Source organism: Enterococcus sp. AZ040 (assembly GCF_050499185.1).
In the GTDB taxonomy this organism is placed as follows: Bacteria; Bacillota; Bacilli; order Lactobacillales; family Enterococcaceae; genus Enterococcus_D; species Enterococcus_D entomosocium.
This window is the reverse complement of record NZ_JBMHEW010000001.1, coordinates 2,793,755-2,808,225: the sequence shown is the minus strand read 5'-3', so window position 1 is coordinate 2,808,225 and position 14,471 is coordinate 2,793,755. Positions and strand designations below refer to the sequence as shown.

Annotated in this window: 13 protein-coding genes; 11 read left to right on the top strand and 2 right to left on the bottom strand. The window is 41.9% G+C overall.

Features of this window, described 5'->3' with window-relative positions; all coding sequences use genetic code 11:
• Positions 1–54: 54 nt before the first annotated feature.
• Positions 55–1,851, bottom strand: a complete 1,797-nt coding sequence (locus tag IGK63_RS12870) for a sensor histidine kinase (RefSeq protein ID WP_275626522.1) — start codon at positions 1,849–1,851, stop codon at positions 55–57.
• Positions 1,848–2,453 carry a YesL family protein gene (locus IGK63_RS12865; protein WP_275626523.1) on the bottom strand — a complete coding sequence of 202 codons (606 nt, stop codon included), beginning with the start codon at positions 2,451–2,453 and terminating at the stop codon, positions 1,848–1,850. The genes IGK63_RS12870 and IGK63_RS12865 overlap by 4 nt, the downstream gene beginning before the upstream one ends.
• A gap of 234 nt (positions 2,454–2,687) precedes the next feature.
• On the opposite strand from IGK63_RS12865, the gene IGK63_RS12860 reads away from it, so the two are divergent.
• From IGK63_RS12860 to rbsK, 11 genes are all read left to right on the top strand, one after another.
• The gene (locus IGK63_RS12860; protein WP_005228459.1) at positions 2,688–3,629 is read left to right on the top strand and encodes an ABC transporter permease; all 942 of its coding nucleotides are present in this window, start codon (positions 2,688–2,690) and stop codon (positions 3,627–3,629) included.
• A gap of 15 nt (positions 3,630–3,644) precedes the next feature.
• Positions 3,645–4,577, top strand: coding sequence for a carbohydrate ABC transporter permease (locus IGK63_RS12855; protein ID WP_005234069.1), 933 nt, complete (start codon positions 3,645–3,647; stop codon positions 4,575–4,577).
• A 21-nt stretch (positions 4,578–4,598) separates the two neighbouring features.
• The gene (locus IGK63_RS12850) at positions 4,599–6,347 is read left to right on the top strand and encodes an ABC transporter substrate-binding protein (protein WP_275626524.1); all 1,749 of its coding nucleotides are present in this window, start codon (positions 4,599–4,601) and stop codon (positions 6,345–6,347) included.
• A 138-nt stretch (positions 6,348–6,485) separates the two neighbouring features.
• Entirely contained in the window at positions 6,486–7,142 is a 657-nt protein-coding gene (locus IGK63_RS12845; RefSeq protein ID WP_252709031.1) for an SGNH/GDSL hydrolase family protein, read from the top strand.
• Positions 7,139–8,605 (top strand): alpha-L-fucosidase, encoded by a 1,467-nt coding sequence (locus tag IGK63_RS12840; protein WP_275626525.1) that lies wholly within the window; start codon positions 7,139–7,141, stop codon positions 8,603–8,605. The genes IGK63_RS12845 and IGK63_RS12840 overlap by 4 nt, the downstream gene beginning before the upstream one ends.
• Before the next feature lie 10 nt (positions 8,606–8,615).
• Positions 8,616–9,425, top strand: coding sequence for an alpha/beta hydrolase (locus IGK63_RS12835; RefSeq protein ID WP_008380605.1), 810 nt, complete (start codon positions 8,616–8,618; stop codon positions 9,423–9,425).
• A 151-nt stretch (positions 9,426–9,576) separates the two neighbouring features.
• Complete coding sequence (locus IGK63_RS12830) at positions 9,577–10,590, top strand: LacI family DNA-binding transcriptional regulator (RefSeq protein ID WP_008380606.1); 1,014 nt, start codon at positions 9,577–9,579, stop codon at positions 10,588–10,590.
• Between the two features lie 139 nt (positions 10,591–10,729).
• Positions 10,730–11,650, top strand: a complete 921-nt coding sequence (gene rihC, locus IGK63_RS12825) for a ribonucleoside hydrolase RihC (RefSeq protein WP_275626526.1) — start codon at positions 10,730–10,732, stop codon at positions 11,648–11,650.
• Between the two features lie 12 nt (positions 11,651–11,662).
• Positions 11,663–13,033: a C4-dicarboxylate transporter DcuC gene (gene dcuC, locus IGK63_RS12820; protein WP_005234077.1), complete on the top strand. Its 1,371-nt coding sequence runs from the start codon at positions 11,663–11,665 to the stop codon at positions 13,031–13,033.
• 4 nt (positions 13,034–13,037) lie between these two features.
• Positions 13,038–13,532 (top strand): GNAT family N-acetyltransferase, encoded by a 495-nt coding sequence (locus tag IGK63_RS12815; RefSeq protein ID WP_005234078.1) that lies wholly within the window; start codon positions 13,038–13,040, stop codon positions 13,530–13,532.
• Between the two features lie 4 nt (positions 13,533–13,536).
• Positions 13,537–14,466, top strand: a complete 930-nt coding sequence (gene rbsK, locus IGK63_RS12810; RefSeq protein ID WP_422705611.1) for a ribokinase — start codon at positions 13,537–13,539, stop codon at positions 14,464–14,466.
• Positions 14,467–14,471: the final 5 nt, after the last annotated feature.

Sequence of the window (14,471 nt, the reverse complement as noted above, 5' to 3'; positions counted from 1 at the left end):
GCAAAAGCCCCCTTTCGATTTCTGAAACAGGAATCGAAGGGGGGCTTTACTGTTTTAGTGAAGAGAAAATGAATCTTGGCTTAGATCATGGATGCGCAAGATGACTTGTGTGCCGCTACCCAGCACACTCTCGATCGTCAAGCCGTATTCAGGTCCATAAAACATTTTGACCCGATGATTGACGTTGGCTAGCCCAATGTTCTTTTTGGCATGGGTGGAGGGCGTCTTGATTTTTTGCTGCAAGCCTTCGAGTTTTTCTGGCGGTATCCCGCTGCCGTTGTCTTGTACCACGATCACCAGATCATGGCCGTCTTTGGTGATCGTCAAACGGACAAACCCTGGATAGGTGATGCCTTCCAAGCCATGGGAGATGGCGTTTTCCACCAATGGTTGAATCAGGAGGGGCAATATTTGGACTTCTTTTTGGTCGATCTCATTGGAGACTGAATAGGAAAAGTTGACTCGATCGCCAAAGCGCATCCGCTGGATCTTGACATATACGTGAACGGCATCTAAGGACTCTTCTAAACTCGTTCGCTTGGTTCCGTGGGCTTCTAGCGTATAGCGCATCGATTTTGCCAGTAATTTGATGGCGTAAACGACGTCAGAATTGCCGGAAGTCAGCGCCATCATGCGAATCGTTTCTAACGTGTTGAACAAAAAGTGGGGATTGATCTGCCCCGCTAAGATATTAAATTCCATTTGCTGTTGTTGAGTCAACAGCTCTTGCTGCGCCAGACGCGAACGGTAGATCTCTTCTTCTTTTTTCTTGATTCGTTGAATGATCTTATGGAAATCAAGAGAGATCTGAGAAATTTCGTCTTCGCCGCTAATATTTTGAAAGAAATCATAATCCTCGATCGAGCCAAAGTAGACCGCCTGCTGCAGTTGAGAAATTCGTTTGGTAAAGAATCGAGCAAACAGAAAGACGATGATGAAAGTAGTGATCAAAATCACCAAAACGATCGTGCTCCAACGGATCAGATTGGCGCGTAGATTGCGATAGGCATTTGTATCCGCACTATAAATTGTGATGATGTCTTCTTTGTTACTCATGGGTAAGGTGCTTTTGGTGAGCATCACCTTGGTACCATCATCTTTTAAAAAGGCAGCACTCGTTTGCGGCTCAGAAAGAGTTGTAAGCTGTCCCGGTTCACCGACTTGATTGATTTTGTCGCTATAAAAGATGACATCATCATTTAACTGTAATTCCAATTCATAGGATGAATTACGAAGTCGGTTGCTGAGATAATTATAATCGACTTGGATCTCCAAAACGGCAGTTTCTTTTGATAAAGGCAAAGGCAACGTTTTATAAAGACTCAAACGATTTGCTTTGTAATCCTCTGGCATCGTCATCAAAAAAGCATCGGGTTGCTTGAGGGCTCGTTGGTACCAGGCGGTCGCTTGAATTGTGTCATCTGCCTGTTGAAAATATTTATAGTTCGGAATGGTTTGATTCGTCGTATAGATAGTTAATTTCGCAATCGAGGTTTGAAGATTTCTGATCTCATCTAGCTGATCATAGCTATTGATGTCCACGATCGCTTCTTGGTCGTCAAGGTAATTGGCAGTTAAAAGCTGACGTAGATGAGTATCGTTTGATAAGGAACTCGCCGTGTTGGTCAGCGTGTTTGTTGTATCAAAAAGAACAGATTTGACACGCTGAGCATTCAACTCTGCCAAGTGTTGGTAATTGCCTGTCAGCTGTTTGGTTGAATCGTAGACCAATAAGAGACCTATAGTCACTGTGGATAAAAAAACAACAGGCAGATAAAGAATGAATAATTGTCGCCGAATGGAAAACTGACTCAGACGACGAAAAAGTGAGAGATGACTGATTTTTTTCATGCTTGTTGATTACGAAAGATAGAAAGCAACAGGAACGAACTACAATAAATAACGAAAGAAAAACCAAAAATCAACAAGAGGAATTTAAACAATGGAAATAAAACAATAAAACAAAACGCAGCGATAGGAATAAGCGCGAGGGCTAACGAACGGATAGGGTCCGCAATCGGTAACAGAAACGCGTTTTTTAATGTTTGCCTAAAGCTGTTTTCATAACGTCCAATTAACGCGAGGCAATAGACTAACACAATAAACAGATAAATAGCTGTAACAATTAGAACGAAGGCAAAAATACTGGCAAGAATGGTTTTTGAGGAAAACCAAAACAAGCTACTATACAGTAGTGCTACCATGGGCAATCCAAGAAGGAGAAAACTACCGGTGGCTTTCATAAAGTTTGCTCGTAGCGCTCGGACATAGCCCACGATCAATTCACCACGCTCTTCATCCGCATAACGAATCGTCACTTCATAAAGGGCAGCTGTCGCAGCTCCAATCGTAATAATTGGCAAACAGCTAATGATATATAGTAAATTTAACAATGTGAATTGTGAAAAAACGGTGGTTATTTTGTACAGTTGACCATCAGGATTGTACTTCATTTTTATCCCTCCAAAATTGATATATTCCTATAGTACTCGCAAAAAACAAATTTTGAAAGCCTTGCCATTTAGGTGTCTTTTATCTGAAACCTTGATGTATCAGCATTCTTTATAAATAAAAGAAAAATAAAGTCTAAAATGTACGGATTGACCTCTATTTTTAACAGGTGGCAAATGAGATTTCAGGTGCTAGTATTAAAAATGTAAAAGCGGTTACAAAAAAGGGGGAGGAAAATGGAAAGTAAACTAAGCAGTGTCCCAAGAAAAAATAAGCGGGTGACACGAGAAGGGAAGATTTTGTTTTTATGTATCGTTCCCTTTCTGATTCTCGTGTTTTTGTTCTCTTATTTTCCTTTGCACGGATGGATTTATTCACTTTATGATTACAAACCAGCATTAGGTTTAGCGCGCAGCGAGTTTGTAGGCTTCAAATGGTTTCGACTTCTTGTCTCTAGTCCAACACAAGTGGATCAGATCGTACAAGTAATGAAAAACACCTTTGCCATGAGTTTTTTAGGGATTGCCACTTCGATCCTACCAGTAGGCTTCGCCATTTTATTGAACGAAATCAAGTGCAAATGGTTTAAAAACTTGGTCCAAACGCTGACCACGCTGCCGAATTTTATCAGTTGGGTTTTGGTGTATACGATCGCCTTTAGCTTGTTTTCTTCAACAGGGCTGGTAAACACGTTGCTGCAAGAATGGGGCTTCGTTACAGATCCAGTCAAATTTTTGGATAGCGGCAATCATACGTGGCTTATGATGTGTCTTTGGAATATTTGGAAAGGCTTGGGCTGGGGTGCCATCATGTATCTTGCAGGCATTTCAGGAATTGACCCCGAATTGTATGAATCGGCACGAATCGATGGGGCGAATCGTTTCCACCTGATGCGTCATATCACACTGCCTGCCTTGATGCCGACGTTCCTTGTGATGCTGATGCTGTCTATCGCCAACTTGTTGAACAACGGGATGGATCAGTACTTTGTTTTCCAAAATGCATTCAATCGAAATACGATCCAAGTCCTCGATTTGTATGTCTACAATTTAGGGATGGGTGGAAATAGTCTATCTCTGGCTACCGCGATCAGTATGCTAAAAAGTGTCATTTCTGTTGCCTTGTTAGCCATCGTCAATATTGCTTCGAAAAAAATTCGGGGGACTTCCATTATTTAGGAGAGGAGGATATCTATGGAACTATCGATTAGTGAAAAGAAAAAGGCGAAAAAAGTACCCAAACGTGAAAACCTGACGTTTAGTATCCTCAATTATACCTTTTTCTTTCTGATTACGTTGATTTGTGCGTATCCTTTTTATTACTTGATTATTAATTCAATCAGTAATAATGAGTTGAGTGCGTTAGGACAAATTCGCTTTTTTCCACAAGAGATCCATTTTGAAAACTACAGTCAAGTGTTACAACTAAAAGGGTTGCCATTAGCCGCAACCGTTTCGGTGGCTAGAACGGTGATCGGAACAGCAGCAACCGTCTTAGCTTCAGCCTTCTTAGGCTTTATGTTTACCCAAGAAAAAATGTGGAAACGAAAATTTTGGTATCGCTTTGTCGTGATTACAATGTATTTCAATGCAGGGCTGATTCCATTATTCATCACGATGAAGACATTAGGTTTAACGAATAATTTTTGGGTCTATATTTTGCCGGCTGTCGTTCAGCCTTTTAACATCATCTTAGTGAAAACCTATATTGAGTCAATCCCCAAATCGTTGCAAGAAGCAGCTGAAATGGATGGAGCTGGCATCATTCAAGTATTCTTTCGGGTAATTTTACCCAACTGTACGCCGATTTTAGCAACAGTCGCGATCTTCTCGGCAGTTGGTCAATGGAATTCTTTCCAAGATACACTGATTTACATTACGGATCAAAGTCTCTACTCCTTGCAATACCTTCTTTATACGTATATCAATCAAGCCAATTCGTTGGCACAAATGGTCAAAAATACATCGGGATCACTTTCCAGTATCGCTTCAGCTGCAACAACGCAGACACCGACTTCGATTCGCATGACCGTTTCAGTCATTGTTGTTTTACCAATCATGTTTATTTATCCGCTTTTCCAGAAATATTTTGTCAAAGGAATTATGTTGGGTGCGGTGAAAGGTTAATAAAAAGAAAGAGGGAAGAAAATGAAAAAAATGTCGAAATATGTAACAACAGGTTTGTTAGGCATGACATTGCTAGGTAGTTTAGCCGGCTGTGGAGGAGCGGCTGACTCTGACACAGACGCTGCTTCCAGCGAAAGTGGCTACGATGAAACGATCACGATCGATGTCTATAATGGGCTAGCCAACTATATGGGGATGCAAGAAGGTTGGTTTGCCAAAATCGTGCGGGATAAATTCAATATGGAATTGAACATCATCGCACCAAACGTTGCTGGAAACGGAGACACTCTTTATCAAACGAGGACGGCAGCAGGTGATTTGGGCGATTTGATCATTGTTGATAATGGCCAACAATACAACGAATTGGTTGAAGCTGGTTTGTTGACCGATGCGAGCGAGTATTATGAAACTATGGAAAATGTTCAGCGCTTCGATGCGGCTGTTCAAAATCTAAACAAAGATGCCGATGGTCTATATGGCTTTCCAACTTCCGTTTCTACATTAAAAGCCACCGATCCTTCAGAAGGATTAGATCCTACATTTGGTACTTATGTGCGTTGGGATCTTTATGGGGATCAAGGATATCCAGAAATCGGTACATTGGAAGACCTGCTTCCTGTGATTCAAAAAATGCAAGAAGACAATCCAACAACAGATTCTGGGAAAAAAGTTTATGGGTTTTCTCTATTCAGCGATTGGGACGGCAACATGATGAATGCAGGCAAACAGCTGGTCACCTACTATGGGTACGATGAATCAGGTTTTGTCTTGGCAAAAGCGGATGGTTCTGATTATCAAAGCATTCTCGATAGTGATTCTGAATATATTCGCGCACTTAAGTTTTATTTCCAAGCCAATCAAATGGGCTTAGTGGATCCAGAATCAACGACGCAAAATTACGATACACTTTTTGCCAAATTCCAAGAAGGACAAGTCTTATTCTCATGGTGGCCTTGGTTAGGTCAAGCGGCTTTTAATACGACTACGAACTTGAATGAAGGAAAAGGCTTTATGTTGGCACCGATTCAAGACCAAAAAATCTTCTCTTATGGTGCGGAAGTTTACGGTGGCAAACAATTTATCGGGATCGGTTCAAATGCCGAAGACCCAGAGCGAATCGCAGCCTTTATTGACTGGCTCTACTCTTCAGAAGGCGTGTTAGCAAATTCTTCTCAAACAAGCGGTAGTAGTGGCCCTGAAGGCTTAACTTGGGAAATGAAAGATGGCGAGCCTGTCTTAACTGAGTTTGGGAAACAAGCGTTGCTAGATGGCGATGGGGATGTGCCAGAAGAATATGGTGGCGGAAGTTACAAAGATGGTGTATCCGCGCTAAACGTCAATACGGTATTACCGATCGATATCAATCCTGATACCGGCTTCCCATATGCTTATACGATGTGGGAAAGCTATCAAAATGAAACAACCGATCCTGTAAAAGAAGATTGGTCAAAAAATATGGGTGGTGCAGAATCGACCATTGGCTATTTAGAGGAGAACGACCAATTGTTAGTTGCCCCTGGTGCCAGCTATGTAGCGCCAGAAGATAGTTCAGAGATCTCTACGTTGCGGAACCAAGCCAAAGCGACAATCATCGAGTACTCTTGGCGAATGGTTTTTGCCAAAGATGAAGCAGAATTTGACCAATTGCTAAAAGAAATGCAAGAAACAGCAGACGGCTTAGGCTATCAAACAGTGCTAGAATTTGACATGAATAATGCGAAAGATCAAAACGAAAAACGGGTAGAAGTAGCGAAAGAATTTGGGGACTAATCAAAAACAAAGAATCATAAAAATGGTTGGTCAACGGTTCCTTGACAAAAGTGAGTAAACAGCGTTTGGTTAAGCAATCACTTAAGAAGATTGATCCAGCACCAGCGGATCAGTCTTCTTTCTTTAAGGAGGAAAACAATGATAGTGGATAAAAAAGATCGTCTGCTTTTTATGGGGGATTCGATCACAGATAGTAATCGAAATTATCAAGCGATACCTGCGGGATGGTCGTCATGGGGGGACGGCTATGTTCATCTGATCAACGCCTATACCACAGCATTACTCCCACAAATGGAATTAATGATCGTTAACCGAGGCATCAGTGGAGATACAGTCGTCGATTTGAAGAAGCGTTGGAAGGATGATGTATTGGCATTTCAACCAGATTGGGTAACGATCATGATCGGTGTAAATGATGTGTGGCGGCATTTTGATGGCACATTTGCTCAAACGGAACTGGTGGGGATTGAAAGATTTGAATCAGAGTTGCGTGATTTGATCGCTCAGACATTACCGAGTGTCAAAGGAATGATTCTCTTGACCCCGTTTATGGTTGAAGCCAACAAAGAAGATCCACTAAGAAAAATGCTTACCAACTACCAACACGTGCTTGCTAAAGTAGCGCAAGAGTATGGTATCCTTTTAGGAGATACGCAGGAAAAGTTTGATGATTTTTTGCTTTATCAGTCATCCTATGTCTTAAGCAGTGATCGTGTGCATCCGTCGACTGCAGGACATGTGTTGATTGCAAAAACATGGCTGGAAACAGTCGGTATTTTGGAGGAAAGACCATGATCACAGTAGAAACGATCCACCAAGTCGCGCATCAAGGCCCCTTTTTCCCAAATTGGCAATCTTTGGGCGCTTTTGTTCTACCGGAATGGTTCCCCAAAGCAAAATTTGGGGTCTTCATTCATTGGGGATTGTATAGTGTTCCTGCATTTAATAACGAGTGGTACTCCAGAAATATGTACATCAAAGACCATCCGGAATACGATCACCATATCAACACCTACGGTCCGCAAAAAAACTTCGGCTACAAAGACTTTATTCCCATATTTACTGCAGAAAAATTCGATGCAAATGAGTGGATTCGACTGATCAAACAAGCCGGTGCCAATTATCTTTTTCCCGTTGCAGAACATCACGATGGGTTTCAGATGTACAAAAGCGAGCTTTCTGAATGGAATGCGGCAGTTATGGGACCGAAAAAAGATATTCTTGCGGAATTAAAAGAAGCAGCTGAGGAACAAGGCCTGCATTTTTGTACCTCATCTCATCGTGCCGAACATTGGTTTTTCATGGGACATGGTAAGGAATTTGACAGCGACATCAAGGAGCCGTTAGAAAAAGGCGACTTTTATTGGCCTGCTATGCCAGAACCTGATAATCAAGATTTGTACAGCGAGCCATATCCCTCAAAAGAGTTTTTAGATGATTGGCTACTGCGAACCTGTGAACTCGTCGATAACTATCAACCAGAGCTGATCTATTTTGATTGGTGGATCCAACACGAAGCCTTCAAGGAGCACCTGCAACTTTTCGCTGCTTACTATTACAATCGTGGGGCTGAATGGGGCAAAAAAGTTGGTATCTGCTACAAACACGATGCCATGATGTTTGGTAGTGGTATTGTGGAGATCGAACGGGGAAAATTTGCCGAACCACAACCTTTTTACTGGCAAACAGATACAGCGATCGCTCGCAATTCATGGTGTTATACCACAACGTTGGATTACAAAACAACGCGTGAGATTTTACAGGATTTGATCGAAGTCGTCAGTAAAAATGGCAATCTTCTTTTGAATATCGGGCCGAAAGGGAATGGTTCGATCCCAGAAAAAGATCAAACGATCTTAAAAGAAATCGGTGCGTGGCTGGATGTAAACGGTGAAGCCATTTATGAAGCGAAACCATGGCGCAAAGCCGGGGAAGGACCCACGACCGTTGTCTCAGGCCAATTTCAAGAGGCACAGGCGACGACATACACGAGCCAGGATTTCCGCTTTACGGTTCAGGGGGATTCGTTGTATGCTATTGGCATGGCAAGTCCTGAGAATGGACACGCAAGGATCCAAGCACTGGCCCAGTCTAAAGATCAAAATTTGCCAGAATTTCACGGCATCATCCAAACCGTGACGATTCTAGGACACGAAGAACAGCCTATTGATTGGCAAGTGACCGATGAAGGCTTGCAACTAACTTTTGAACCAATTGAAACCGACCAACCAATCGTCTATAAAATTACAATGAAATGAGGCGCAATCCGTGATACATGAAAAAAGAACCGCACTTTTACCAGAAAGCCAAGCCAGTTTAACCACGTATGTCATGGAAAATTCTCCTGAAATGGAACCAGATCGTGTTCGACCAGCGGTCATCATCTGTCCTGGCGGCGGCTATGAAATGTTGTCTGATCGCGAAGCGGAACCCATCGCCATCAAAATGATGAGCTTTGGTTTCCAAGCCTTTGTGTTGCATTATAGTATCAAACCGGCTGTCTATCCGTTAGCCTTAAAGGAATTGGCGGCTGCCGTTCGTCTTGTGCGCACCAATCATGAGGTCTGGCACGTCGATCCTGAAAAAATCATTGTTGCCGGTTTTTCAGCTGGCGGTCACTTAGCTGCTAATCTGGGTGTGTCTTGGCAGCAACCTTTTCTAGCAGAGGCTTTACAAGGAGCCAATGAAGAATGGCGACCTAACGGGTTACTGTTGAGTTATCCGGTCTTATCTAGTGGTGAACTTGGGCACCAAGATTCCTTCCGTTCATTATTAGCAGATCGCTATGAAACAGAAAAAGCGGCTTTGTCTTTAGAGACTTTAGTCAATGAACAGACACCGCCGACGTTTCTTTGGCATACGTTAGAAGATGGATTAGTCTTGGCGGAAAACAGCCTCCTTTTTGCCGAACAGCTGCGCAAATTTAATATACCTTATGAGCTGCACATTTTCCCTCGCGGTGGTCATGGACTAAGTTTAGGAACACCGGAAACCGCCAACGGCAATCAACACGGGATCGAAGCATCGGTTGTCCGTTGGCCAGAATTGTTTGCTGATTGGGTGAGGTGGAACATCTAAGAGGAATTCAAAAAAACAGTATAATCTTTAATCAATCATCTTTGTCTAATTCTCAAATCCGTTTTTTCAGCAGTATAAAAAGGATTTACTGAAAACATAAGATTGAGTGCTTGGTTCATTTACAAAATTAGGAAAGCGAAAGGGGTATTCAGTGAAAGTCAGATTAAAAGACATTGCAAAAGAAGTAGGTGTATCGATCGCAGCCGTTTCTCAAGTGTTAAATGACAAACCGATTCGGATCACAGAAGAAAAAAAACAGCAAATCAAGCGCTTGGCGGCAGAAAACAATTATACGCCGAATGCTGCGGCTAAAAGCCTGGTTTTGAAAAAAACCAATACGATCGGACTGATCATCCCAGATATCAACAATCCTTTTTTTGCCAACTTGGCCAAGGTCTTAGAAGATTTGCTGCGAAAACAGGGGTATCTGCTGATTTTGGTCAACTCAGATGATAAAGTTGACGTTGAGAAGGAATTGATTCAGCTCCTGATTGACCGCAACGTTGATGCGTTGATCATCGCCCTTTCAACCGAATCCTACGCGGATGAGGTACAAACCAAAGAACGATTGAAGAATCTTTCGGTTCCAATCGTTTTGGTTGATAGAGGAATAGATAACTTTGAGGTCGATCAAGTCTTTTATAATAATCGGCATGGGGGATATATTGCTACCAGTGAGCTAATAAAAAAAGGACACAAAAAGATCGGCACGATGATGAACCCTGATAAAAATATCAATTGTGTGTATCGATACCAAGGCTATTTAGATGCGCTGAAGGAATTCAATCTCCAACGAAAAGACAGTTGGCATGTGGTAACAAAGTTCCAATTTGAAGACGCCTATGAAAAAGCAGACATTCTCTTAAAAAACCGAGATGTAACCGGCATTGTTGCTGGCAACGACTTGATTGCATTGGGAATTATGAAGCGTGCCAAAGAACTAGGAATCAAGGTTCCAGAGGATGTTTCGATCGTAGGATACGACAATCTTGTTTTGAATGATCTTTTAGAAGTATCTCTAACGTCTGTGGAACAAGATGTAAATGATTTAGGTGAAAAAACGGTTCTTGCCTTGATGAATGCAATCAGCGGACAGAAGCCACGTTACGTCCAATTGACACCTAGATTGATAAAAAAGAACAGTGTGACTGAAAGAGTTTCCTAGCGAAACTCTTTTTTACTATTGACAGCGCTTTAAAACAATGCTATTCTTTGTGTGAACATTAGATAAAACGCTTTATCAGATGTTCGTTTTTTTTAGAAAAATGATAAAACGTTTTATCAAAGGCGAGAGGAGAATACGTATGTCAAAAAAAGAAGTCATTATTGATACGGATCCGGGGATCGATGATGCAGTTGCGTTGGGAATTGCTCTATTTAGTGAAGGCTTGGAGGTCAAGTTGATCACGACAGTGGCCGGAAATGTCGGTATTGAACATGTCACCAATAATTTACTGAAACTGCTTTCCTTTTGGGATTTGTCGATTCCAGCAGCACAAGGTGCATCTCAGCCACTAACGCGAGCAGTCAAAGATGCCAGCGATGTTCATGGGGTCACAGGAATGGCCGGCTATTCATTTCCAGAACCAGATCGTTCATTGCTGCTGGAAACTTCAGCTGTGGAAGCGATGTATCAAACGATCAAAAAGAATAAAGAAAAAATCACAATTGTCGCATTAGGTCCTCTAACGAATATTGCTCTTTTGCTTAAGATTTATCCAGAAGTCAAAGAAAAAATCGATGAGATCGTTTTAATGGGCGGAGCCTTAGGCAGAGGAAACTTTGGTGTATTGTCAGAGTTCAATATTGCGATTGACCCCGAGGCTGCAACGATTGTTTTTGAGAGCGGCTTACCACTTTCTGTAGCACCATTAGATGTGGGCGCCAAAGCGCTTGTTTACCCAGAAGACAGCGCAAAAATCAAAGAAATGAATCAAACCGGAGATATGATGGTTCAATTATTCAAAAAATACCGTGGTGGCAGTTTTGGCACGGGGCTGAAAATGTATGACAGTTGTGCGATCGCTTATCTTTTGTGTCCAGAGATGTTCACTGTTCAAGAGACTTTTGTTGCGATCGAAGCACAAGGAGCCTACACAGCAGGTGCGACAATTGTCGATCTCAACAATCGTCTGAAGCAGAAAAACAATTGCCGTGTTTGTGTCGATATCGATGAAGCGCTCTTTAAAGAATGGTTTTTACAGGCAATCAGCAAGTGTAAATAGGAGGGGAAAGAAATGATAGAAGCGATTTTAGTACTCGTTGTTTTGGGGATCGTCGGATATTTTATTATTAAGAGTTATAATCCAGCATTGATTTTGATTATTGGGGCACTTGTCTTGCTTTGTGCATCCGTTGCTTTAGGAAATCCGCTTTACCCAGAAGGTGAAGGGACTGGCTTGGCCTTATTCGATATTTTTTTAAAGCTTAAAGATACGATCATCTCTCAAGTAAGTTCTGCTGGTCTAGTGATCATGATCTTATTCGGATATTCAGGTTATATGAATCTCATTGGTGCCAATCAAAAAGCTGTCAATATCCTGGTTCAGCCAATGACCAAAATCAAGTCTAAGGCATTATTTATTCCGATCGTTTTCTTATTAGGGAATTTGATGTCGTTAGTCGTCCCAAGTGCATCTAGTTTGGCAATAATTTTGATGGCAATCCTTTATCCACTGCTTCAAGGGATTGGTATCTCTTCCTTAACAGCAGCCGGAGTTATCGCAATGACTGCCACGATCATGCCGACGCCATTAGGTGCGGATAATGTGATTGCGGCTCAGACATTGAATTACAACATCTTAACTTATGTTCTGTACCATGCGAAAATTTCCATCCCAACATTGCTGATCATGGCCATTGTTCATTACTTTTGGCAAACGTATTGTGATAAAAAAGAAGGCAAAGATGCCTTTGTAGAACTAAAAGAAATTGAAAGTAAGTCAGAAGAAACGGCTGTTCCTGGATTTTATGCAATTTTACCACTCCTTCCTTTGGTGTTGATCATTATCGTTGGTATAATCGGTATATTCAAAGAAGGTGTAACAATGGATATTTTCGTCCTAACGATGATTTCCTTTTTTGTCGCATTACTGATTGAATGTTTGAGAAAGAAATCTTTCAAAATCGCGCAAGAAAGTGCAGTGGAACTATTCAAAGGAATGGGACAAGGGTTTAGTCAAGTAGTCATGTTGGTTGTGGGTGGATCATTATTTACCACAGCTATCCAAAGCTTAGGAGTGATTGATTCACTAATGAGTGCGGTAGAAAATTCTCAATCTGCTGGCGTGTTAACGGCATTGATATTCAGCGGCGCAACCGCATTGTTCGGTATTTTGAGTGGCGGAGGATTGGCGATGTTTTACGCTGTGATTGAACTGATTCCCGATATTGCCGCTAAAGCGGGAATTGACGGGATTTTGATCGCCTTGCCAATGCAGATGATCGCCAATCTTGGCAGAACGATCTCACCAGTTGCCGCTGTAATTATGATTGTGTCTTCTTCAATCGACGTCAGCCCTGTTCGGTTACTGAAACGAACCAGCGTTCCAACGATCGTTGGGATTATAGCAGTGGTCATTTTGTCGTTGGTATTGCTCCCTTACTAGAGTCATGAATGAACTTCAAAGGGCGTCACGACAAGAATTAGCAGAGATTTTTCAACTGTTCATCGAAGCAAAGCAGCAGATGAATAGAAGGAAAATCTACCAGTGGACTGATACTTATCCCTCCCTAGAAATCTTAGCGAAGGATATCGAGAAAAAGGAACTGTTTGTGTTGAAGGATGAAAATAAAAACATTGTAAGTGCCGGTGTTTTGTCAGTTGACTCATTGTCAAATTGTAGCAAAGAATATCATGGGATAAGAACGATTCAGCGACTCGTTGCGAGACCATCTCAAGCGGGGCAAGGCTTTGGCCGCCAGTGGATCAGAAGCTGTTTGGAACAACAGTGTGATGAAGGGGAAACACTTCTTTCAATCACAAATCATACCAATCTGCCCATGCAGCGATTATTTGTAAAAACAGGGTTTTTAAAGGTTGGTGAAACGACCATTGAGGGTCGGGAAGCTTTTGGTCCTTTTTATATATTCAAGAGAAATAGGTGATTTTTTGAGTAAGATAACGATTTTAGGTAGTGTGAACATGGATATCGTGATCACGACAACACGAATGCCGAGGATCGGCGAAACGATCATTGGGGAGCAAATTGATTATTTTGTCGGGGGCAAAGGAGCAAATCAAGCAGTGGCAGCTTCTCGTTACGGTGCATCAACAAAATTTTTAGGGAAAATCGGGGAAGATACTTTTGGGGAAAAGGTTCTTCAGCACCTCAGCAGAGAAGCTCTCGATTTATCGGCTGTTTCCCGTGAAAAAAATATGTTCACAGGAATTGCGAGTATTTTTAAATTAGCAGAGGATAATTGTATCACTGTCGTCCCCGGTGCGAATGGACTGATCGATGAAGCCTACGTTCAGCAAACAATCAGTGAACTTTCACAAGGGGATATCTTACTTACTCAACTGGAAATTCCTGTGGAAACAATCAAACAAGCATTGATTCTTGCCAAGAAAAAAGGAGTTCTAACGATTTTGAATCCTGCTCCTTACAATGAAATCGTACCGGAACTCCTGCCGTATATTGATATTTTGACACCAAATGAAACGGAATTTGCCGCTTTGATCGGTAAAGAGGCCATTTTGGAAGACGAAATTGAGCAGGTCATTGCTGATTGGCAAAAAAAATATGCCACGCGAATCGTTGTCACACGAGGAAGCAAAGGGGTAACATTTGTAGAAAAGTCACAAGTTGTGACGATTCCATCGAACCAAGTTTCAGTTGTAGACACTACCGGTGCGGGGGATACCTTTAATGGCATCTTGGCAGCAGCTTTAGGGGAAGGAGCCGATTTTTATGAAGCCGTTTGTATGGCGAATAATGGAGCTAGTCTGTCCGTTCAAAAGCTGGGGGCTCAAACAGGAATGCCACTAAAAAGTGAAATAGAAGAGTTTATGAAGCAGCAGGTTGATTCATTTACCTGAAAGAC